A 20,697-nucleotide genomic window follows, 5' to 3' on the forward strand; every position below is an offset into this window, starting at 1 on the left:
GCTTGCGGGGCTAAACAAAAACATCGCCCGCGCCGCGGCTGATGACGAGCTTGTTTTCCCCTTCCAGCCGCCGCACGATCTTGACGATGTCCTGCTGGGCACCCTCCACGTCCGAGAGTTTGGTGGGGCCCATGAATTCCAGCTCTTCGCGGATCATGTTGCCGGCGCGCTCCGACATGTTCTTGAAAAATTTTTCCTTGAGCTCGTCGCTGGCGCCGCGCAGGGCCAGAGTGAGCTGTTCGTTGGGAACTTCCTTGAGCAGTTCGCGCATGCCCCGGTCGTCGATATTCTTGCAATCCTCAAAGACGAACATGAGGTTGCGGATATCCTCGGCCATCTGGGCGGAATCTTCTTCGATTTCGGAGAGCACTTCCTCTTCGGTGGCGCGGTCCACGGCGTTGAGGATTTCGGCCACGGACTGCACGCCGCCCACCTTTTTGCCTTCCTTGCCGCCCATGGCAATGAGCTGGCTGGTGAGCACCTTATCCACCTCCATGAGCATGTCTTCGGGCACGGCCTCCAGGCGGGCCAGGCGCATGAGCACTTCAGCGCGCGCGCCTGCGGGCAGGTTCGTCAACAAATTGGCGGCCTGGTCCGGGTTAAGGTGGCCAAGGATGAGGGCCAGGGTCTGGGGATGCTCGTTGCGCAATATCTGGGCCAGCAGCCGGGGGCTGACCTGCTCCAGCTCGCGGAAGGGGGCCGGGCCCGTATCCAGATTAAGGGAATCCAGGATATACTTGGTGGTTTCCGGGTCCACGTTTTTGACCAGCAGGCGCTTGAGGGTATCGGAACCGCCGGCGATCATGTCCACGCCCTCCACCAGGGATTCGTGGAATTCGCGCAGCACTTCCTCCACGGTTTCGCGCGGCACGGGCTCCAGCTCCACAATGGCCTTGGAGATATCGGCAATCTCCTGCCGATCCATGCGCTTGAACACATCGGCCGTAAACTTGTCGCCCATGGCGAGCAAAAGCACGGCAATGCGCTGTTTGCCGGTCAACTCCATGTTCCAACTCCTTCGCCGGGGGCGCGCCGGGGGCCCCGGAAGCTCATTCCTTGTCCGCCATCCAGCGCCGCACCAACCGCACGGCCTGGTCCATATGCTGTTCCGTAATGCGGAAAAGCCGCATTTTCAGTTCCTCAATCCGCTGGTTGCTCTCTTTCTGCGCCAGGCGCAGCGCCCGCAACTGCGTGAGCGAGGGGACCGATCCGCCGCCGCCGGAGGGCAGGCGCGCCGGTTTCTGCTGTTTAGGCTGCTGCATCGTTTTTCATCCAGCCGCGCACCAAGGTCACCACCTGTTCCATATGATTGTCGGAAAGGGTGAAGATGTGCGCCTTGAGGGCTTCTATATCTTTGTAAATGATCTCGTCCTCGTCCTCTTGCTCCGGGGCCTCGTCGTCGGTCTTGGCCTTTTCTTCCAGGGCCTCATACAGGGCGAGCTGTTCCTCGGCGGCAGGCAGGCCTTCCAGCCCTTCCACCATCTCGCCGGCCTCCACCTTGGGCCGGATGAGCGCCAGCACCACCGGCCGCACAATGAGCATCAGGAAGAGGAAGGCCAGCAGGGCCTTCAGCAGGGGCTTGCCCAAGCGCTCCGCGTAGTCAGCCAGCATGTCGGCGAAATTGGGATCCTTGGGCGGCTCCGAATCCGCAAAGGGGGCGGAGCTTACTTCCAGGGAGTCGCCGCGCGCCGTGTCCAGGCCCACGGCGTTGGACACAAGCTGCCGCACGCGCTCCACTTCTTCGGGCTTGCGCGGCACAAAGGTCCAGGCGCCGTTAGTCTTTTCATACGTCCCATCGAGCAGAACCGCAACCGTCAGGCGGCGCACGTCGCCCACATTGGCCACGATCTGCTGCTCTTCCTTATTGATTTCATAGTTGGTGGTGCGGGTTTCGCGGCTGCCGTTCTGGTCGGACACGGAACCCGTGATGCCGTCGCCGCGGAAGTTGACGTCCGGGGAGCCGGCCTCAAGATTGGCGCGGCCCTGCTGGCTTTCTTCGCTGCGCTGCTCGCTGCGGACCACGGTTTTTTCGGGGTCGAAAAGCTCGCGGCGGATGGTTTTCTGGCTGAAGTCCAGCTCAGCATTGACCTTGGCGATAACCCGGCCGGGGCCGAAAATGGGCTGGAGCATTTCTTCAATGCGACGCTCCAGGTTACGCTGCATGTGGTTGCGGTATTCCATCTGGGTGGTGCTCATGCCGGCCAGGCTGTCTTCCTCCGGCTGATAGAGCACCTTGCCGCCGTTGTCCGTGATGGAGAGGTGGGCTTTGTCCAGCCCCTCCACGGCCATGAGCATCATATTGACGATGGCGTTGATTTCCTTCTGATCCGGCTTGGCGCTGGGGCGTTTGAGCTTGAGCACCACCGAGGCTGAAGGGGATTGCCGCTCCTCCACAAAAAGGCTGCGCCGCGGGATGACCAGGTGCACGCGCGCGCTCTCCACGCTGGGGAATTCGCTGATGGTGCGGGCAAGCTCGCCCTGCAGGGCGCGGGTATAGTTGACCTTCTGAACAAAGTCCGTCTGACCCACTTTGATTTTATCAAAGATCTCAAAACCGATGCCCTGCCCCACCAGGCCGCCTTCCCCGGCGATCTTGATGCGCTGGTCGTAGACGGTCTCCTTGGGCACCAAAATGGTGCCGCCGTTGTCCGCAATCTGGTAGGGAATTTTTTCGGCCTGCAGGGCCTTGAGCACCACGCCCGCGTCTTCCGGCCCCAGATTGGAATAAAGCACGCGGAAGTCGGGGCGGCTCAGCCAGACCGAAAGCCCCAGCGCGCCGGCCATGAGGGCCGTTGCGCCGCCCAGAAGGGCCACGCGCTGCCAACGGCTCATATGGGTCCAGAAATTCTTGAAGGAAGCCAGTAGTTGGGTGAGAAATGCCGGCATGGTCCGCTCCTGCGCAAGCATGGCGCTGATTTTTCGACACCGGGGCGTGTCCGGCAATCAATTAGCAAGCATTGTGCCAAACACTGTGGATATGCTGCAAATCCCCAGCTTTCGGGCCGCCACAAGCAAATCAATTCCCCAGCCCGCCGCCCCCGCCCAGGCCCCCGCGGACGGCAAAAAGGCGACGCCCCGGAGGATGGGAACGCCGCCCTTTGCGCGTGTGAAGAAATCCGGCCTCAGAACTGCATTTTGGAAAGCTCTTTGTAGGCCTCCAGCACCTTGCCGCGCACGGCCGTGGTGAGCTTCATGGCCAGGCTGGACTTCTGCATGGCGATCATGAGCTCGTGCACGTTTTGGTTGCGGCCTGAGGCAAAATCCACAATGGCCTGGTCCTTGGCCTGTTGCAGCTCGTTGACGCGGTTCAGAGACTGCGTGGCCGTATCCGTAAAGCTGCTGGCCTGGGTTGCCGGCGTGTGCGCCTGGGTGGGATAAGCCATAAAGTCGGCCTGCGCGCCAAAGGTTTCCCCTTTGTCCACGCTGTCGCGCAGGAGGCTCTGGTCCAGGGTTTTGGCAAACAGGGTCTCGCCGCTTGCGGGCGCGCCCTGCTGCAGCGAACTCTGCACCTGGGTAAAATGCCGCAGGGCGTCGCTGTACGCCCGCATGCCCACTGTCTGGATGCTCATATCTGCTCTCCCTGTCCCTGGCGGCGGCCTGCCGCGTTACTTGCCTATTTCCAGCGCCTTGACGTACATGCCCTTGAGGGCCTCGGCCGTGGTGACGTTGGCCTCGTAGTTGCGCTGGGCCGTCATAAGATTGGCCATCTCCTCCACCACGTTGATGTCCGGGTAGGAGACGTAGCCTTCGGCGTCGGCGTCCGGGTGCCCCGGCTCGTAAACGCGCTTAAGGGGCCGGTTGTCGATGGTCACGGCCATAACGCGCACGCCTTTGACCTCCCGGTCCAGGGCCGAACGCATGTGGATGGAAAAGGGGTCGTCCACATCGGCAGTCTGCTGCAGCACGCTGCGCCGCCGGTAGGGCCCGCCCTGGGGCGTGCGGGTGGTCTTGGCGTTGGCCAGGTTCATGGAGATGGTATTGATGCGCGTGCGGTCCGCCGCAAGGCCCGAAGCGCTGATGTCAAATGCAGTCAAAAAATCCATGACAAACCTCCCGCAGGCGCAACGCTACACCTGCTTGCCGTCCTGAATGACGGTGCTGATCCCTTCAAACGTCTTGGCCATGATTTGGGTCAGGGCCGTGTACTGAAGCTGGTTTTTGGCGTGGCGGGCCATTTCTTTGTCAATATTGACCCTGTCCTCGCCGTGGATGACGCGGGGCTTAAGCTCCTTGTCCCACTCCGGGCCGAAGGTATTGGGGTCAAAGGCCGTGGGCATGTGCGCCTTGCTGGTGAGGCTCAGCTTGCCCTCGGCGTCCAGCCCCAGAGCCGCCTGCAGCTCCTTTTCAAAGGTCAGCTCGCGCGGCCTGTAGCGCGGCGTCTCTACGTTGGCGATGTTGCCGGCAATGATGTTCTGCCGCTGGAGCTGCATGTCCATGACTTTGCCCACCAGGTTCGTGGGCATGGAAAACAGGCTTTTCATACTTCCTCCCGCTTTCTCCGGAGCAACGGCGGATGCGCCCAATGCGGAGAAGGCTTGCCGCTCTGAAAGCAAAGCCCGTGCCGAAAATATTTTTTCAAACTATTTTCACATGATAATGATAAAAATCAGCGGCAATCCGGGGCCAGGCCCGCCCGCTGTCAGCTTCCTGACGGGCTGCCTCTTTGCAAACGGAGCGCCATGCGCTACCCTTATAACCGTCCCTCTTCGCCAACCCAGAGCCGCCATGACGCACGATCTGCTCTACCCCGTTTTTCTCTCCCTTGCGGGCTGCCGCTGCCTAGTGGCAGGGCTGGGCAATGTGGGGCAACGCAAGCTGGCGGGCCTGCTGGCCTGCGGCCCGGCCGCCGTTCTGGCCCTGGATACGGCCCCGCCCCCGGCGGCGGCCGCGCCCCTGCTTAACGACGCGCGGGTGCGCTTTGCCCGGCGCGCCTGTACGGCTGAAGACATTGCGGGGTGCGCCCTGGTTTTTGCCGCCACGGGCGACGTAGCGGAAAACCGCCGGGTGGCCGCCCTGTGCCGCCGGGCGGGCGTGCTCTGCAACTGCGCGAGCGCGCCGGAAGAAGGTGGTTTTCAGGTGCCTTCCGTGGCCCGCCGCCCGCCCCTGGCCGCGGCTCTTTCCACGGGCGGGGCCAGCCCGGCCCTGGCCCGGCGCTGGAAGGGCGAACTGGAAGCATGGCTGGCCCCCCGCGCCCGCATGGCTGCCCTCATGGCCCGGCTGCGGCCCCTGGTCCTTGCCTTGGGCCAGGAGACAGGGCAGAATACTTTGTTGTTCCGAAAGCTGGCGGCCTCGCCTTTGCAGATCTGGCTGGAACGGGACGAAACGGACCGTTGCCGCCAATGGCTGCTGGCCGAGCTGCCGCCGGCCCTGCACGCGCATCTAGCGGAGTTGTTGCATGATCTCCCCTGAAGTTTCCACCGGCATTACCCTGCTGCTTTACGGCCTGGCCAGCACGGCGGGCATTGCCGGCATGCTGGCGCGCAGCCCTTTGTGGCGGCGCATGGGCTGCTGGCTGGCCGTAGCCGGTTTTGTCTGCCAGACCCTCATCCTGGGGCTGGGCTTTCACCGCGCCCTGCCCGGCGGCCTGAGCCTGGGGGCTTACCTGCAGCTCATGGCCTGGTTTGTGGCGCTTTGCGGCATTGCGGCCTGGGGCAAGCTCCGGCAGGAAGTACCCCTGGTCTTTGCCGCGCCCCTGGCGCTCATGCTTTTTGCCATGTCCGCCCCTTATCTAGGGGCCGTGGTGCCCGTGCCGCCCTCTCTCAAGGCCCCCTTTTACGCCTTGCACATCGGCGCGCTCTTTCTGAGCCTGGCCCTGCTGGCCCTGGCCTTTGCCGCCGGGGCGCTGTTTCTGTTTATGGAGGGCCGCATCAAAAGCAAGCAGTCGGTCAAGGGCTTCTGGCAGGATATGCCGGCCCTCTCTATGCTGGACCGGATCAACGCGCTGACCGTGCTGACGGCCTTCCCGCTCTACACTCTGGGCATCGTTTCCGGCCTGGTCTGGGCCAAGCCCGTGTTCGGCGGCGTGGTGACCGGCGACCCCAAGGAAGTTGTCAGCATCGTCATCTGGGCGCTGCTTTCCGTGCTTTTCAACAACCGCGTCACCAAGGGCTGGCGGGGCCGCAAACCGGCGCAACTGGCAGTGTTCATCTTCATCCTCTGTCTCTTTTCCATCGTGGTGGTCAACACCTTCATGGAAACGCACCACGCCTTCATCCGGCGCTGATTGAGCAATAGCTATGGACTGCGACATCTTTCTTGTGGGCCTGAACCACCGCACCGCCGGCGTGGACGTGCGGGAACGCTTCGCCCTGGTCAACCACTGCGACCCGGAGCATTGGGCCCTGCCCTGTACGGGCGCAGTGAACGAAAGCGTGATCCTCTCCACCTGTAACCGGGTGGAACTGCTCGCCGCGGGTTCGGGCGACGTGCCGGGCCAGATGCTGGACTGCTGGGCCAAGGCGCGCGGGGCCAAGGTGGACGAGCTCTCCCCCTACGTCTATGTGCACAAAAATCTGGAGGCCGTGCGCCACCTGTTTTCCGTGGCCTCCAGCCTGGATTCCATGGTGCTGGGCGAGCCGCAGATTCTGGGGCAGCTCAAGACGGCCTACCGCAAGGCCGTGCAAAGCCACGCCACGGGCGTCATCCTCAACCGCTTGCTGCACAAGGCTTTTTCCGTGGCCAAGCGGGTGCGCACCGAAACGGCCGTGGCTTCCAGCGCCGTTTCCATCAGCTACGCCGCCGTGGAGCTGGCCAAACGCATTTTTGGCGACATGCGCGGCCACAAGGCCCTGCTGGTGGGCGCGGGCGAAATGGCCGAGCTGGCCGCCATGCACCTTTTGCAGGCGGGCATTGACGAAATCCTGGTGGCCAACCGCACCCTGGCCCGCGGCGAAGAGCTGGCCCGGCAGTTTCAGGGCCGCGCCGTCCCTTTTGCACAGCTGGCCGAACAGCTCACCAGCGTGGACATCATCATCACCTCCACGGGTTCGCAGGAACCCGTCATCCGCGCGCGCGACATCCGGGCCGTACTCAAGGCCCGCAAAAACCGGCCCATGTTCTTCATCGACATTGCCGTGCCCCGCGATATTGACCCGGACGTCAACGGCCTCGACAACGTCTACCTCTACGACATCGACGACCTTAGAGAAGTTGTTGAAGAAAACCTGGCCTCCCGCCGGGACGAAGCCGCCAAGGCGGCGGAAATCGTCAATGAAGAGGTGTTGGCTTTTTCCCACTGGCTGTCCTCCCTGGACGTGCAGCCCACCATCGTGGCGCTCATTGAGCGCGGCGAAAGCATGGCCCGGGAGGAACTGGCCAAGACCCTCAAACGCCTGGGCCCCGTGGACGTCCCCACCCGCGAGGCCCTGGAGGCCCTGGTGGGCTCCCTGGTGCGCAAAATGAACCATGACCCCATCATGTTTCTGAAAAACGGGGGCATGGCTCAGGAAGGCAACGGCCAGCGCATCAGCCTCACGCGCCGCATCTTCGGCCTGGACAAAACGGGCTGTAAGTATACGGAGGAACACTGATGCGCTGGTACGTCGTGGACGACCTGACGGAAAAGGAAACGGCCCGCCTGCAATCCCTGCTCACCCAAATGGGACTGGCCGCGGGCATGGACGGCCTCTACTGGCTGCCCCCGCCAGCCGAACTGCTCTCGCCCCTGCAGCGGGAGCACGCCGCGGACTGCGGCCCCCACGTCATGGGCCTGGAGGTGGAAAAAACCTCTCTGCGCCTGGAGCTGCTGGTGCGCGCGCGGGGGCGGCTGCGCTGCGACTGTGTGCACTACGCAAGCCCGGCCCTGCGCGAACACATGATCACCTGGCTGGAGCGCCTGCTCAATGACGCCGCCAGCGACGCCTGAACTCAGCGGCCGCTTCCCCGCAAGCCCCGTAGCCCTCACGGCGTCCGCAGGCCGCGGCCCGCACAGCTGCCCTTTCCGGCCCGCGTCTTTCCGTCGGAAAAAACCATGACACCCCGGCCCTTTGCCCTCCAGGCCCTGCCCCCGGCCGCCGCCCGCCTCTGCCTGAAGGTGGAGCGCTTCTGCCGCCGAGACCTGGCCCTGCCGCAGGGGGCATCCCTCCTGCTGGGGCTCTCCGGCGGAGCGGATTCCTCGGCTCTGGCCGTCATCCTGCACGCCCTGGCCCCACGCCTTGGGCTACAGCTCCACGCCTTGAGCATTGACCACGGCCTGCGCCCGGAATCCGCCGCCGACGCCGCGCACGCCCAAAGCCTGGGCCAAAGCCTGGGCCTGCCTTGCCGTATCCTCCAGGCGGACGTGCGGGGGCTGGCCGCACGGGAAGGGCGCGGCCTGGAGGAGGCGGCCCGTTGCCTGCGCTATGCCCTGCTGGAGGCGGAACGCCAGGCCTGCAGAGCGGATTTTATCGTCCTGGGGCACCACGCCGGCGACCTGAGCGAGGACGTGCTGCTGCGCCTGCTGCGGGGCGCGGGCTGGCCCGCCCTGGGTGGCATGCCCGCCCGCGACGACGCCCGCCGCCTGCTCCGCCCCCTTCTGCACACGGAGCCCGCCGCCCTGCGCGCCCTGCTGCGCCACTGCGGCCTGACCTGGCGCGAAGACGCCAGCAACCAGGACGCGCGCTTTCGCCGCAACCGCCTGCGGCACGCCGTTCTGCCCTTGCTGCGGGCGGAAAATCCTTCCCTGGACCGCAGCCTGTGCGACCTCTGGCAGTTGGCGCGGCAGGACGAAGACTACTGGCGCCAAGCAACCGACGCGGCCCTGGCCGCCCACCCCTGGGAAGAAAGTGCGGACGCCGCGGGCCGCAGCCTCTACCTGCCCCCGGCTCTGCTGCGCACCCTGCACCCGGCGGCGCGCCTGCGGCTCTACCTGCGGGCCGTGCGGCAGCTCTGCGGCCGGGGCGCAACGGCTGCAGAGCGACGCGGCCCCGCTGCCCCAGCCGCCGGACATCAGGCCCAGGACGGCGATCCGGCCGAGCCCCTCGCAGCCCCCGGCGCGCAGGCCAGGGCCCGCACCCTGCTGGCCCTGGACGCAGCTCTGACTCAGGGCCGGGGGCAAACCTGCTTTCAGCTGCCCGGCGGGATCACCGCCCATATCCTCAAAGGCGGCGTGCGCTTCAGCGTGCGGACCGCGGCCCTGCCGCGTTGCTGAAAACGGCGCGACCCCTTCCTGCCGAACGACCTGGCCTCCCTGTTGCACGGCGCCGCGGATGCCCGTTGCCGCCAGCCTCTGTCGGCCGTATTTTCACACCCTATTGCCTTCTGCATGCCACAATGCCGCAGCCGATGCAGCGTTTGTAACACGTTTTTTGCCCGCAAGGGCGCCGACGGCTTGCCAGAGCCGCCCCATTGTGTTACTTTTCTAAAAAAAATAATACCAAGTCCGTCAGTTATGCCGCCCGCAGCACCGCGACGCCGCACGGCTGGCGACGGGCGCAAAAAGGAACTCGCATGGACAAAACCCTGCTGGACAAAGCCGTGGCCTTCCACGGGCACCTCTGCCCCGGCCTGGTCATCGGCCTGCGCGCCGTGGAGGCCGTGCTGCAAGAGCCCGTCCTGGGCAAACTGCCCTACGGCAAGCTGGTCTGCGTGACGGAAAACGACGCCTGCGGCGTGGACGCCATCCAATGCCTGCTGGGCTGCTCCGCCGGCAAGGGCAACCTGGTGCTGCGCCCTGTGGCCAAGCACGCCTATGCCTTTTTTGACCGGGAAAGCGGCACGGCCTTGCGCCTCTGCCTGCAGCGTCAAAAAGCTCCGGACCAGAGCCGGGAGGCGTGGCAGGAAGACCTGCTGACTCTGCCGCTGGAAACGCTTTTCCGCCGCTCCGTACCCGCCTACCCCGTACCGGAGCCGCCCCGCCTGTTCCCCACCGTGACCTGCGAAATCTGCGGCGAGGGCGCGGCCGAGCACGCCATCCGGCTGGAAAACGGCAAAAAGGTCTGCCTGGATTGCAGGCGCGCCTATGCCCGGCGCTGGTAGCCCCGCGGCGGCCCGCCGTGCCAGGCGGGCGCAAAAGGCCGTGCGCGGCCTTTTTTCTTGGCCCATGGTAGCACGATTTCAAAATTAATCACTTCAATCCGCGCGCAGCGCTCCACGGATCCGTCATGAAAAAAACGCTCCTGTTCTGCTGTCTGCTCCTCTGCCCCCCAACCTTGGCGGCCCGCGCCGCGGACGACAACCTTATGCAGGACGTCTTCCTGCTGGACCCTGTTACCGTGACCGGCCAGCTGGAAGAAGAGCAGCTTGACCGCACCTCGGCCATTGTGGTGGAAAAAAACCGCAGCAACAACGTGGCGGACTATCTGGTGCGCGATCCGGAAATTTCCTTCAAGCGCAAAGCCGCCTTTGGCGACAGCAGCGACATCATTTCCATCCGGGGCATGGAATCCAAGCGCATCATGCTCAATCTGGACGGCCGCAACATCGGCTCCACGGGCATGTCAGGCGGCAACTACATCGACTTCGGCACCATCCCCCTGGACAACATTGAGCGCATTGAAGTTATCAAGGGCGGCAGCTCCGTGGAATACGGCAACAGCGCCCTGGGCGGCGTCATCAACGCCCGCACCCGCAAACCCACGGAAACCCCCTACCTGAGCGCCTACGCCACCATGGGCGGCTGGAACGACGTCTATGATTTCCACAACGTGCGCGGATCTTACGCCCAGAAGTTCCGCGCGCTGGGCGTGAGCCTGGGCCTGAGCCACCAGCACGCCGACCCTTTCCTGCGCAACAACTACTACAATTCCTTTCACATCAATCCCAAATTCTACCTGGACCTGCCCTGGCGGGGGGAGCTCGCCTTCGGCTATAACTACAGCGAGACGGAACGCGGCCTCATCCGCAGCAACCGGGCGGACGGCAACCCCACGAGCGACGCGAACCCGGACCTTCCCGGCTTCAGCAACACCATCAACAGCGACTACCCCCTGGCCAACGGCGAAAGTTTTGCCGGCGGCTCGCCCACGCCTTCCATGACTGTCATCGGCGACGACGCCCACTGGACCAAATACCGTCATCTGCTGGACGCCACCTACCGCCAGGAATTTCTGGACACGGGCTTTTTTGAGCTCATGGCCTTCAAAAACTACGAAAACCGGCGCGAAAAGAACTATGCGGACGTGGCGAGCCGCATGCTCCTGGATAAGGGCGGCATGCCCGCCAAAAACAAATTCGATCCCACCAGCACCAGGGACGGAGACCTGGTCCTGGACCGCAACGTGGTGGTGGACACCTCCTACGGCTTCAAGGCCAAAACCGGCGGCACGCTCATGGGCCATCAGATCCTGGCCGGGTTTGAATACAAGCTCCTCCAGCCCGGCGACATCACCGTGGAATATGTGGACAAAAACTATAACAAGGCCGGGCCCAACAAATTTACCGGGCAGATGGATTCCCAATCCGCCGGGCGCGCGGCCCAGGTCTACGGGGCCTTCCTGGCCGACAAGTTCAACCTGACGGACGCCCTTACCGTGGACGTGGGCCTGCGCCTGGACAGCTTCGTCTACAGCCCCGAAGGCCGCAACCGTACCCTCAACCACACGGCGGTCTCGCCCAAGCTCATGCTCACCTACGCCTTTACCGAACGCCAGGCCGCTTCCCTGGCCCTGTACCAGAACTACCGCACCCCCACCATTCCAGAGCTCTACTGGAACTCCCAGGCCGCCTCCAGCGACCCCACAGTCAACGTGCCCTATCTGCAGGGCAAGGACATCAAGCCGGAAACGGCCCGCGGCGTGGACCTGGCCTACAAATATACGTTTGACGCCAAAGGCTTTGTCAAACTTTCCGGTTTTTATTACAATATTGAAGACTACATTGTGCACAAGGCCGTCTATGTGGACCGCCCCCAAAGCTACCAAGCCTGGGCCGCCTACAATACGGACGCGGAAATCTACGGGGCCACCCTCAGCGGCAGCTACGCCCTGCGCAACGACCTGCAGGCCCGCGCGGCCGTCACCTGGCAGGACAGCCGCAAGCGCAACGACCCCGCCGATCCCGACGGCGTGCTGAACAAGCTGGAATATGTGCCCAACTGGAAGGCCACCCTGGGCGCGGCCTGGAAAATCACCGACGCCCTCACCCTGGATACGGCCCTCACCTATGTGGGCCCGCGGGAGTACTACGTCAACACGGCCAAACTGGACAAAGGCACCCTGCACGACTACGCCACCCTGGGCGCCAGCCTGAGCTACCGCCTGGACGAGCACCTGACCCTGGAAGCCTACGCAGACAACATCACCAATACGCAATACGCCGAATCCTGGGGCTATCCGGCCCTGGGTTTCAACGCGGGGGTAAGCATCAAATGGGAACTCTGATCGACAAAAAAGATGGCCGCGCCTACTGGAACTCCCGGGCCCGCACCTTTCCCCGCTATGAGGAGGGCGACCAGACCTACGAGGCCGGCATGCTCCGCCGGGCCAGGGAGCACGGCGTGGTCTTCGCCGGCAAGGACGTGCTGGACGTAGGCTGCGGCAGCGGCATGTACACCCTGCGTCTGGCGCAGGAGGCGGCCCAGGTTACAGCTGTGGACGTTTCAGACGAGATGCTCCGCCTGCTGCAGGAGGATGCCGCCGCTCTGGGCCTTGCCAACATCCGCACCGTGCGCTCAGGCTGGGAGGATTTTACCCCGGACCGACGCTACGAAGTGGTCTTCGCCTCCATGACCCCGGCCCTGGACAGCGAAGCCGGGAAGGAAAAATTGCTGACCTGCGCCGCCGACTGGGTGGTCTACATGGGCTTTCTGGACCGCATGGCCTCGGACCTCATGCAGGGCCTGTACGCCCGTTACAGCATCACCCCGCGCGTGTTCAACAACGCGCAGGTCATGCACCAGTGGCTCACGGCGCGCGGCATTGCCTGCACGGCCCTGCCCGTCAAAGGGCAATGGGTGGTCTCCCGCAACCGGGCAGACGCCCTGGACGTCTGCGCCACCACCCTGCAGCACTACGGCGTGGATCCGGATCCGGACCTTCTGGCCGCCCACATTGCGGCCTTTCGCGACGACTCCGGCGCGTATGTAGAACGCACGGACTACACCATTGAGATGCTCCTATGGCAAAACTCCTGAGCGCCCTGCTCTGCTCCTGCGCCTTGCTCCTGCCGGGCTTTTTCCCGCCGGGCCCCGCCCTGGCCGCCGACGCGAACGCCCACGCGGTTCAGGCCCCCGCCCCGCCCCGCATCCTTACGGACGCCCTGGGCCGCACCGTGCGCCTGCCCCCGGCGGAACACATCCGCCGCCTGGTGGCCCTGGGCAGCAGCATGGCCTTCATCACCTATCTCAATGCCCAGAACCTAGTGGTGGGCGTGGAGGACTTTGACCAGACCGACGACCTGGCCAAGCCTTACGTCCTCCGCAACCGGGAGCGCTTCCGCAGCCTGCCCGTGGTGGGCAAGGCCGGGGCCGTGCGCCTGCCGGACTACGAACGCATCGTGGCCCTCAAGCCGGACGTGGTCTTCATCGTTTCCACGGATCCCGGCGAGCCGGACCTGCTGCAGCGCAAGCTGCGGCTGCCCGTAGTGGCCGTCAGTCAGGGGCAGCCGCAGTTTGATCAGGAAATTTTCCTCCGCTCCATCCGCCTGACGGGCCAGGCCCTGGGCCGGGAGGCGCGGGCCGCCCAGCTGGTGCAGGGCATCCGCGGCCTGACGGCGCGCCTTGCCTATCGCCCCGCCCCGCACGAGCGGCGCAAGGCCTATGTGGGCGGGCTTTCCTACAAGGGCAATCAGGATCTGCGCAGCACCTCCGGCCGCTTTCTGCCCCTGGAACTGGCCGGGCTGGATAACGTGGCGGACAGCGCGGGCCGGGCCGGACACTTTTTTGTGAACAAAGAATTTCTCCTGGCCGCCAATCCGCCCCTGATCTTCATCGACGCCAACGGCCTGCCCCTTATCCGCCAAGGGCTGCGCGCAGACCCCGCCTACTACCGGCGGCTCAAGGCCCTGACCCGGGGCAACGTCTGGCTGCTGCTGCCCCACACGGCCTACTTCAACAATCCGGAAATCCTCTACATCAACGCCTTTTTCATGGCCAAGGCCGCCTACCCGGAGCACTACGCCCATCTGGACCCGGAGGCCGAGGCCGACGCCGTTTTTACCCTCTTCAACGGCGCGCCACAGTACCGGGATTTTGTGCGCCTGTGCGGTCGCCCCGGCAGACTGCAGCTTACGGAGGCTGGGCTTGAGTACGCTCCCTGAAGCGGCCTCCCGCCGCCCCGCGCTGCCTAAGGCCGCCCCTGCTGCGGCGCAGGCCGCCGCGCGCGCCCCCCGGCACACGGGCCGAGGCCTCTTCCTCCTCCTGCTGGTCCTCGCCGCCTTAGCCCTGACCGCTGCAGGCATGAAGTGCGGCGCCACGGCCTGCGGCTGGCGCGACCTGGCCGCAGCCCTCTGCAACCCCGCCGACGAAGGCGACCTGCGCTACTTCGTCCTCTACCTGCGGCTGCCCCGCGTGGCCGCCGCTCTGGCCGTGGGCGCGGCCCTGGCCGTCACGGGCGTCGTCCTCCAGAACGTGCTCAACAACCCCCTGGCTTCGTCCTTTACCCTGGGGCTTTCCCAGGGCGCGGCCTTCGGGGCCAGCTTCGTCATGATTGCCCTGGCCGCGGCCGGCGGCATGGCGGGCCTGAGCCTGGTGGCCCTGGGCGCGCTGGCAGGGGCCCTGGCCGCCGGGCTCTGCGTGCTGGCCTGCAGCCTGGTTCCGGGCATGACGGCCCAAGGGCTGATCCTGGCGGGCGTGGCTTTGTCCTCCTTTTTCGGCGCGGCCACCATGTCCCTGCAGTATTTCGCCTCGGACAGCCAGGTGGCGGCCACGGTCTTCTGGACCTTTGGCGACCTGAGCAAGGGCGGCTGGCGCGAGGCCGCCGTGGTGGCCGCAACCCTGGCGGGCGGACTGGCCTTTGCCTGCAGCCGCAGCCTGGACTACGACGCGCTGCGCTGGGGCGACGCCCAGGCCGCGGCCCTGGGGGTCAACGTGCGGCGGCTGCGCTTTGCCTCCTTGCTGGCGGCGGCCCTCATGGCTGCTGTGGCCACGGCCTTCTACGGGGTAATCGGCTTTGTGGGCCTGGTGGCCCCGCACGCCGTGCGTCTGCTTTTTCCGCACGCGGGGCACGCCTATCTGCTCTGCGCGTCTGCCCTGCTGGGCGGCGTTTTTCTGTTGGCCGCAGACCTTGTGGCCCAAAGCCTGCTCTATCCCGTACTCCTGCCCATCGGCATCATCTGCGCCTTCACGGGAGCGCCGGTCTTTCTCTTCCTGCTTTTCCGGGGGGCGGCACAGCATGCTGGAAGCGCGTAACCTGACCGTCACGGGGCGGCGCGGCCGCGTGCTGCTGCAGAACGTGAGCTTCAGTCTGCAGCCCGGGGCGCTGCTGGCCGTGGTGGGCCCCAACGGCGCGGGCAAAAGCACCCTGGGCAAAACCCTGGCCGGGCTCATCCGCCCCCAAAGCGGCGGCTTCTTCCTCCACGGCCGCCCCCTGGACGGCCTGGGCCGCAAGGGTCGCGCCCGACAAGTGGCCTGGCTGCCCCAGAGCGTTACCCCCGTGCCTTGCAGCGTATTTGATGCCGTGCTCCTGGGACGCCGCCCGCACATGGCCTGGCTGCCCTCGGCCCAGGACCGCCACCTTACCGCCGCAGTGCTGGAAGAACTGCGCCTCGCCCACCTCAGCGCGGCCTGCGTCACGGGCCTCAGCGGCGGCGAGCTGCAAAAAACCCTCATCGCCCGCGCCCTGGTGCAGGAAGCCCCCGTGCTGATCCTGGACGAACCTGTCAACCACCTGGATATCCGCAATCAGGTAGAAATTCTGGAAACCGTGCGCGCCCGCACCAGAGCCCGCCGCACCCGCTGCCTGGTGGTGCTGCACAATCTGAGTTTTGCCCTGCGCTACGCCGATGCCGTACTCCTGCTGCACCAGGGGCGCGCGCTCTTCCACGGCCCGCCCGCAGACCTGCAGGCCGAAGCCCTCAGCGCCGCCTACGGCATCCCCGTGCGCTTAGTAAGCGTGGATGGCGTGCGCTATGCCCTGGTGTAGGGGATGGGGAAAAGGCCACTGCTACGGACTGTGCAAAAATTCTGGACACTACCGGCTGCAGTAATGTGAGCACCAGTAACAACATCTCTTTTAGTGCAGTTGAATATCGGTTTCTTGGCGTGCTGTGAATATGGCATCAAGCGGCTTAAACCGGAAATAAATGTGATTTTCAATTCATGAGACAGGCTCCTGCGGCGGGCATAAAAGCCTCCTCTGGCTCCTTACGTCCACCTTCGCTTCTGGTCCAGTTTCCCGAAACCACCTTTGGTCAATTTTTGTGCCCAGTTATTGGTCAGCTCCGTGCCATATGTCTATTAAATGGGCAGTTCTTGAGGGTAAAACATACGGCAAGCGCCTGCCGCTTTTCACATAGGTAGTCCGTTGGAAGGCAGAATGCCTGAATTTATTATCAATAAATTCAGGCTGTTTGCTTATGCTGCATATCCATACAGCTTTATCCCGCCGATATTATACACTTTGGAACATTTTTTGCCCTGCTTGAAAAAGCAACTTCTCGCTAATTTGAGAGCTTTTCGGGGCAGATCAAATACCTCCATAAATATGGAGCAAACTAAATCTTAGCGAGATATAAAAAGGAGTATAGAAATGCTTAAAAAATTTTTACCTGTTAAAGCGCTTGCCTTGTGCCTTGTGGCATTGATGCTTGTTTTTTCAATGGTTAACAATGCTTCAGCTGGGCCAATAAGCATAAAGGTGACAGGTACGAACGCTGGCGGCGTGGGTGATGGAAAGCAAAAAATCGTTTTTCAATATACCATAAAAAACACATCACAGCATGAGTATATCGGTAAAATCAATTGGGTTGAAGTTGAAGTAACAGGCAGTTGGGGAAATGGCAGACAAGAAAAATATAAAAGAAAGGTTAATATAAACTATGCATTTAATCCTGCACTTGGACCGGGAAAATCAAAAACACTCAAGACAAATTTTTACAGAACTGTTAATCGCAGTAATGGAATGTTCAAATACGACAGAGTGAATATCAAAATATTGAAATATGGTTTCAAAAGAGCAAGTTAACTGAACAAGTAATCACTGGTAAACCCCCGGCTTTGCCGGGGGTACCTGACTTTGCCGTTGACTGGTCCGAAGAAGTGAACCAACCTCTCACGGCTGGCAGCAAGCTGTTTGAAAACAACGATGAACAAGCTGTGTGGCGCAAGGTGCCGGCTTCATGTTTGTGCAGATAACACGGCGATAACATTTGTTATCAAAAGAACTTGATATCCAACTGACAAAATGCATATTATTGAATCAGGCCTGCGGTTATATTGTTTGCCAAAAATATTTTCTACAAAAATAAATGCCGTTGGCAAACAACCTGAACCGAAAGCGCATGCTGCGTGTCCGCAGTTTCAATTATCAGGGGCCTCCCATGTCTGACTGGTGATGGAGATACATATGGACAAGATTTTTCTGCTCCTGTCCCTGCTTATGCTTTGGGCAGTGCCAGCCGTGGCGGGCCCTACCCTGTATTTGAAAGATGGCGCTGTCGTACTGAAAAATGCCGGCAAGACCACTGTGTTGCCGGAAGGTCCCTCCTATAAGCCGCAGAAGGTCAGCGGCTCAGACATGTTTTTTCTGGGCACAAACCTGGAGGCCAAAGAACGGTTTGGCCTTGAGCAAGGCCTGTATCTTTTTGATAAAACAGGAAAAATGATAGCCTTCGCCCCTTCGGAGGCTGCGGAATTTTGTGCTGACGTGAGTTTTTCGCCCACAGGAAATATCCTTGCAATGGACAGTGGGGCAACGCTGGTGCGCTCAAACTTCTTCTTCAGCTACCCGTCCCTGAAGCCAATGGGGGAAATTGTTTTCTATCAACTCTCTGAAAAGCCATCTTTTTTCTGGAATAACGATACGGGCATTCTCTTTTCTTCAATGCAAGTCGACAATCCGGGCCGCGCCTGCGGCTATGACCCTTGTGGACCTGTGTCCGTTGAGTATCACAGCTTTAAAGATAGTAAGACGACTTCCGTAATGGCTGGCACCCCAGAATGCGACTACACCATTGCAGGCTTTGATGCTGGAAAGGGTGTCGTTTCGATCGACAAGCTCTGCCTGCCCTCGGCCGACGCCTGGAAGGAATTTCCTGAAAATGTTCCGCCCCAGACCATAACTGTTCCCTTGAGCAAGAATTAGCGCAATCAATGCCCGGTACGCCGCAGAATTTCTCTGACGGCCACCGGGCGTATATGTGGGCACACCTCACGCAGCCGCCACAGCATTTCAAAATTGGAAGGCTCCAATGTGAGACAACTTTTGCCCAAGGCCACTTCGGAGAAATATATGGAAATCCAGGTCAGCCAGGTCAACAAGGCCCATATCATAAAAATTGCTGGACGGTGGGATACCTTTTCCTCTTCCGCCTTTGAGCAAACCTGCGCAGAGCTGGTCAATGACGGCATGCGGCATGCGATCATTGATACAGCCCAGGTTGATTACATAAGCTCTTTCGGGCTGCGCAGCCTGCTCAACCTTGGGAAACTGCTGGAACCGCTTCAGGGGTCTGTGCATATAAGCAGCTTGCAGCCCCAGGTGCGAAAAATTTTTGTGGGCAGCGGATTCAGCAGCCTTTTCCCCGAATACCCTGATGTAAATGCCGCCTTGCAGGCCCTTGGAACCGGGCATTGAGCCGACACAAAATTCCCCTGCACTACCGCCTTTCAGTGCGCCAAACCGTGCCCATCCTGGCAGGTCTTGTCGGCGTGCTCCTTGTTCTTGTCATTATGGGCTATCTGTACGCGCGTGACCAGATCGTAAAAACGGCCCGGCTTCAGGTGGCCCAGCTGGTTGGCAGCATTGCCCGGCAGGATGACTACAGCCGACGCTGGCTTGAACGCGGCATGCAGTCTGTGGTCAGGCTGGCTTCAACTTTTCCTGATCTCCCTCCCGCAGAGCGAAAGGAAGAAGACAAACGGATGGTGGCCATCGTCTCTGACGAGCGCGGCAGACAGGTTGTGGAAATCTGCCTGCTCGACGAACAGCATGGCATCTGGCGGCGACGCTATGGCAGCGACGGCGTCATGAACGGCACGAGCCGCGCCCTTGGACCGGACTGGACCATACAGGAACTGCGCGAACTCAAGGCTCCGGTATGGCACAAACCCGTTGTGGGACATGACCGTATCATCACCATAAGCTATTCAGCGCCTCTTTTAAAAAAAGATCAGAGCGGGCATGAGACTGTGACGGGCGTTTGTACCGTAAGTCTTGGCCTGCCCTGGTTTGCGGACCGGGTACGCTCCTTCAGTTCCCTTGAAAACTGCATGGCCTTCTTTCTTACGCCCGATGGACACTGGACCTTGCCGCCTGACGCCGACAGCCAGTTGGAAAATCTGAAAAAACGTATGCTGCAGCGCCGTTCGGGCGAAGTAAATGTTACCTACAACGAGGCCTCGTATCTCGCAGTATTCATGCCCGTTACCGACTACAGCCTGCTTATGGGCGTGCTCATTCCCCGCGCCAATCTTTTCGGCAGTCTGGACAGGCTTGCCCGGCTGCTGGCTCTTGTGGGCGTCAGTATTCTCATATTGGCAGCATACAGCCTGCACCGCACTTCAAACCGCCTGCTTAAGCCCCTGATTCCTCTGGGCGACCTCGCCGCGAGACTCGCCAGGGGAGAACTTGAAGCCATACCGGACCCTGCGGCCGCCCTGCCCCCGCCGCCCTTCCCCAATGAGGCGCAGCGGCTCAGGATAGTAACTGAGAAATTACGGCAGGCACTGCACCAGAGAGTACACGACCTTGCGCTCATAGGCAGAACTAAGGAGCGCCTCTTTGGTGAGCTGGCTTTTGCGCGTACTCTTCAGGAAAAAATGCGCCCGCCAAAGCTGCCCCCCCTTGCTGACCTCGAATTGGCAACCTTTATTCATACGGCTGGCGATATATGTGGCGATTTGTATGATTATTTTTTGCAATCGCCCCGGCATCTGTGCTGCGTTATGGGAAATGTTGCTGAACGTGGGGTGCCTGCTGCCCTGCTTATGGGGCGCATAGGGCCGCTGCTGCACGAATTGCTGCTTTCAGGTCTCAGGCCCGGCAAAGCTCTGGAAAGTGTGAACCGTATTCTGATTCCTACGGGAACAGATGCGCCATTTATGGTCAGCGTGCTTGCCAGCGTGCTTGATCTGGACACAGGCGCCTTCTGCTGGGCCTGTGCCGGGCAGTTACCGCCCTTTCGCATCCACGGCAACACGGTGAGGCAGTTAGCTTGGACGGGCGATATCCCCCTGGGCATACGCCCCAATGAAAAATACCAGGAAAAAAACATACAGCTTGCCCCCGGTGAAACACTGCTTTTTGCTGGTCAGCGCCTGCTCTCGCAGGTGGGGGTTGAGGGCAGCCTGTATACGGAATGGCGCTTGCGCCAGTTTCTGCAAAACCGCACAGAGCCGCTGCCTGAACTGCTGCGCATGCTCTACGGCGACATCCGGGCAACCCTTGGCGAAGCGCCGCAGGATGACCTGACATTTTTTGCTATCCGCTGGAAGCGTGGTACGGCCAACCCCGCTAAAAACGAAGACAAGGAAGAGGACGGCGGGGACGCACTTTCTGCCGCAAGCGACCTCGGCCAGATCCAGAGTTGATTAACTTTGAGAATGTATATTCAACGGTTACGGCACGCTCATTACGGCGATTGCCCGAACAAATAAACTGCGCCTGCGCCTCCCAGCGGGCGTCT

General features: G+C 62.0%; 21 protein-coding genes. 15 read left to right on the top strand and 6 right to left on the bottom strand.

What is annotated here, in order from left to right; all coding sequences use genetic code 11:
- Window positions 1–10: 10 nt before the first annotated feature.
- From fliG to flgB, 6 genes are all read right to left on the bottom strand, one after another.
- Window positions 11–1,006, bottom strand: coding sequence for a flagellar motor switch protein FliG (gene fliG, locus BLS55_RS03085; protein WP_092152893.1), 996 nt, complete (start codon window positions 1,004–1,006; stop codon window positions 11–13).
- A 43-nt stretch (window positions 1,007–1,049) separates the two neighbouring features.
- Entirely contained in the window at window positions 1,050–1,262 is a 213-nt protein-coding gene (locus BLS55_RS03090; RefSeq protein ID WP_092152894.1) for a flagellar M-ring protein FliF, read from the bottom strand.
- On the bottom strand, window positions 1,249–2,886 hold the full coding sequence (gene fliF / locus BLS55_RS03095) for a flagellar basal-body MS-ring/collar protein FliF (RefSeq protein ID WP_092152895.1): 1,638 nt from the start codon (window positions 2,884–2,886) through the stop codon (window positions 1,249–1,251). Before fliF ends, BLS55_RS03090 begins: the two co-directional genes overlap by 14 nt.
- A 236-nt stretch (window positions 2,887–3,122) precedes the next feature.
- The gene (gene fliE / locus BLS55_RS03100) at window positions 3,123–3,569 is read right to left on the bottom strand and encodes a flagellar hook-basal body complex protein FliE (protein WP_092152896.1); all 447 of its coding nucleotides are present in this window, start codon (window positions 3,567–3,569) and stop codon (window positions 3,123–3,125) included.
- 36 nt (window positions 3,570–3,605) lie between these two features.
- Window positions 3,606–4,043, bottom strand: a complete 438-nt coding sequence (flgC, locus tag BLS55_RS03105) for a flagellar basal body rod protein FlgC (RefSeq protein WP_092152897.1) — start codon at window positions 4,041–4,043, stop codon at window positions 3,606–3,608.
- Window positions 4,044–4,067: 24 nt separating this feature from the next.
- A complete protein-coding gene (flgB, locus tag BLS55_RS03110; RefSeq protein ID WP_092152898.1) occupies window positions 4,068–4,481 on the bottom strand; it encodes a flagellar basal body rod protein FlgB in 414 nt (137 codons plus the stop codon).
- A 244-nt stretch (window positions 4,482–4,725) separates the two neighbouring features.
- On the opposite strand from flgB, the gene BLS55_RS03115 reads away from it, so the two are divergent.
- The 15 genes from BLS55_RS03115 (at window position 4,726) to BLS55_RS03180 (ending at window position 20,602) form a co-directional block, all read left to right on the top strand.
- A complete protein-coding gene (locus BLS55_RS03115) occupies window positions 4,726–5,409 on the top strand; it encodes a precorrin-2 dehydrogenase/sirohydrochlorin ferrochelatase family protein (RefSeq protein WP_092152899.1) in 684 nt (227 codons plus the stop codon).
- Entirely contained in the window at window positions 5,396–6,223 is an 828-nt protein-coding gene (gene ccsA / locus BLS55_RS03120) for a cytochrome c biogenesis protein CcsA (protein ID WP_092152900.1), read from the top strand. Before BLS55_RS03115 ends, ccsA begins: the two co-directional genes overlap by 14 nt.
- A 13-nt stretch (window positions 6,224–6,236) precedes the next feature.
- A complete protein-coding gene (gene hemA, locus BLS55_RS03125; protein ID WP_092152901.1) occupies window positions 6,237–7,529 on the top strand; it encodes a glutamyl-tRNA reductase in 1,293 nt (430 codons plus the stop codon).
- On the top strand, window positions 7,529–7,864 hold the full coding sequence (locus tag BLS55_RS03130; RefSeq protein WP_092152902.1) for a hypothetical protein: 336 nt from the start codon (window positions 7,529–7,531) through the stop codon (window positions 7,862–7,864). Before hemA ends, BLS55_RS03130 begins: the two co-directional genes overlap by 1 nt.
- A 105-nt stretch (window positions 7,865–7,969) precedes the next feature.
- Entirely contained in the window at window positions 7,970–9,127 is a 1,158-nt protein-coding gene (gene tilS, locus BLS55_RS03135; RefSeq protein ID WP_092152903.1) for a tRNA lysidine(34) synthetase TilS, read from the top strand.
- A 299-nt stretch (window positions 9,128–9,426) separates the two neighbouring features.
- The gene (locus BLS55_RS03140) at window positions 9,427–9,954 is read left to right on the top strand and encodes an FmdE family protein (protein WP_092152904.1); all 528 of its coding nucleotides are present in this window, start codon (window positions 9,427–9,429) and stop codon (window positions 9,952–9,954) included.
- 125 nt (window positions 9,955–10,079) lie between these two features.
- Window positions 10,080–12,296, top strand: a complete 2,217-nt coding sequence (locus tag BLS55_RS03145) for a TonB-dependent receptor plug domain-containing protein (protein WP_092152905.1) — start codon at window positions 10,080–10,082, stop codon at window positions 12,294–12,296.
- The gene (locus BLS55_RS03150; RefSeq protein ID WP_092152906.1) at window positions 12,284–13,048 is read left to right on the top strand and encodes a class I SAM-dependent methyltransferase; all 765 of its coding nucleotides are present in this window, start codon (window positions 12,284–12,286) and stop codon (window positions 13,046–13,048) included. The genes BLS55_RS03145 and BLS55_RS03150 overlap by 13 nt, the downstream gene beginning before the upstream one ends.
- Entirely contained in the window at window positions 13,033–14,172 is a 1,140-nt protein-coding gene (locus BLS55_RS03155) for an ABC transporter substrate-binding protein (protein ID WP_092152907.1), read from the top strand. The genes BLS55_RS03150 and BLS55_RS03155 overlap by 16 nt, the downstream gene beginning before the upstream one ends.
- Window positions 14,156–15,262, top strand: coding sequence for a FecCD family ABC transporter permease (locus BLS55_RS03160; protein WP_257243116.1), 1,107 nt, complete (start codon window positions 14,156–14,158; stop codon window positions 15,260–15,262). The genes BLS55_RS03155 and BLS55_RS03160 overlap by 17 nt, the downstream gene beginning before the upstream one ends.
- Window positions 15,246–15,995, top strand: a complete 750-nt coding sequence (locus BLS55_RS03165) for an ABC transporter ATP-binding protein (protein ID WP_092152908.1) — start codon at window positions 15,246–15,248, stop codon at window positions 15,993–15,995. Before BLS55_RS03160 ends, BLS55_RS03165 begins: the two co-directional genes overlap by 17 nt.
- 606 nt (window positions 15,996–16,601) lie before the next feature.
- A complete protein-coding gene (locus BLS55_RS11805; RefSeq protein WP_143339502.1) occupies window positions 16,602–17,036 on the top strand; it encodes a hypothetical protein in 435 nt (144 codons plus the stop codon).
- 381 nt (window positions 17,037–17,417) lie between these two features.
- Window positions 17,418–18,155 (top strand): hypothetical protein, encoded by a 738-nt coding sequence (locus tag BLS55_RS03170; RefSeq protein WP_092152909.1) that lies wholly within the window; start codon window positions 17,418–17,420, stop codon window positions 18,153–18,155.
- A 147-nt stretch (window positions 18,156–18,302) separates the two neighbouring features.
- On the top strand, window positions 18,303–18,647 hold the full coding sequence (locus tag BLS55_RS03175) for an STAS domain-containing protein (RefSeq protein WP_143339503.1): 345 nt from the start codon (window positions 18,303–18,305) through the stop codon (window positions 18,645–18,647).
- A 35-nt stretch (window positions 18,648–18,682) separates the two neighbouring features.
- Window positions 18,683–20,602, top strand: a complete 1,920-nt coding sequence (locus BLS55_RS03180) for a PP2C family protein-serine/threonine phosphatase (RefSeq protein WP_180365381.1) — start codon at window positions 18,683–18,685, stop codon at window positions 20,600–20,602.
- Window positions 20,603–20,697 lie beyond the last annotated feature (95 nt).

This window comes from Desulfovibrio legallii, from assembly GCF_900102485.1.
Taxonomy (GTDB): domain Bacteria; phylum Desulfobacterota; class Desulfovibrionia; order Desulfovibrionales; family Desulfovibrionaceae; genus Desulfovibrio; species Desulfovibrio legallii_A.

Bases quoted from the DNA above. Each gene is read 5' to 3' on its own strand.
- fliG (WP_092152893.1), bottom strand. From the start codon at position 1,006: ATGGAGTTGACCGGCAAACAGCGCATTGCCGTGCTTTTGCTCGCCATG.
- BLS55_RS03090 (WP_092152894.1), bottom strand. From the start codon at position 1,262: ATGCAGCAGCCTAAACAGCAGAAACCGGCGCGCCTGCCCTCCGGCGGC.
- fliF (WP_092152895.1), bottom strand. From the start codon at position 2,886: ATGCCGGCATTTCTCACCCAACTACTGGCTTCCTTCAAGAATTTCTGG.
- fliE (WP_092152896.1), bottom strand. From the start codon at position 3,569: ATGAGCATCCAGACAGTGGGCATGCGGGCGTACAGCGACGCCCTGCGG.
- flgC (WP_092152897.1), bottom strand. From the start codon at position 4,043: ATGGATTTTTTGACTGCATTTGACATCAGCGCTTCGGGCCTTGCGGCG.
- flgB (WP_092152898.1), bottom strand. From the start codon at position 4,481: ATGAAAAGCCTGTTTTCCATGCCCACGAACCTGGTGGGCAAAGTCATG.
- BLS55_RS03115 (WP_092152899.1), top strand. From the start codon at position 4,726: ATGACGCACGATCTGCTCTACCCCGTTTTTCTCTCCCTTGCGGGCTGC.
- ccsA (WP_092152900.1), top strand. From the start codon at position 5,396: ATGATCTCCCCTGAAGTTTCCACCGGCATTACCCTGCTGCTTTACGGC.
- hemA (WP_092152901.1), top strand. From the start codon at position 6,237: ATGGACTGCGACATCTTTCTTGTGGGCCTGAACCACCGCACCGCCGGC.
- BLS55_RS03130 (WP_092152902.1), top strand. From the start codon at position 7,529: ATGCGCTGGTACGTCGTGGACGACCTGACGGAAAAGGAAACGGCCCGC.
- tilS (WP_092152903.1), top strand. From the start codon at position 7,970: ATGACACCCCGGCCCTTTGCCCTCCAGGCCCTGCCCCCGGCCGCCGCC.
- BLS55_RS03140 (WP_092152904.1), top strand. From the start codon at position 9,427: ATGGACAAAACCCTGCTGGACAAAGCCGTGGCCTTCCACGGGCACCTC.
- BLS55_RS03145 (WP_092152905.1), top strand. From the start codon at position 10,080: ATGAAAAAAACGCTCCTGTTCTGCTGTCTGCTCCTCTGCCCCCCAACC.
- BLS55_RS03150 (WP_092152906.1), top strand. From the start codon at position 12,284: ATGGGAACTCTGATCGACAAAAAAGATGGCCGCGCCTACTGGAACTCC.
- BLS55_RS03155 (WP_092152907.1), top strand. From the start codon at position 13,033: ATGGCAAAACTCCTGAGCGCCCTGCTCTGCTCCTGCGCCTTGCTCCTG.
- BLS55_RS03165 (WP_092152908.1), top strand. From the start codon at position 15,246: ATGCTGGAAGCGCGTAACCTGACCGTCACGGGGCGGCGCGGCCGCGTG.
- BLS55_RS11805 (WP_143339502.1), top strand. From the start codon at position 16,602: ATGCTTAAAAAATTTTTACCTGTTAAAGCGCTTGCCTTGTGCCTTGTG.
- BLS55_RS03170 (WP_092152909.1), top strand. From the start codon at position 17,418: ATGGACAAGATTTTTCTGCTCCTGTCCCTGCTTATGCTTTGGGCAGTG.
- BLS55_RS03175 (WP_143339503.1), top strand. From the start codon at position 18,303: ATGGAAATCCAGGTCAGCCAGGTCAACAAGGCCCATATCATAAAAATT.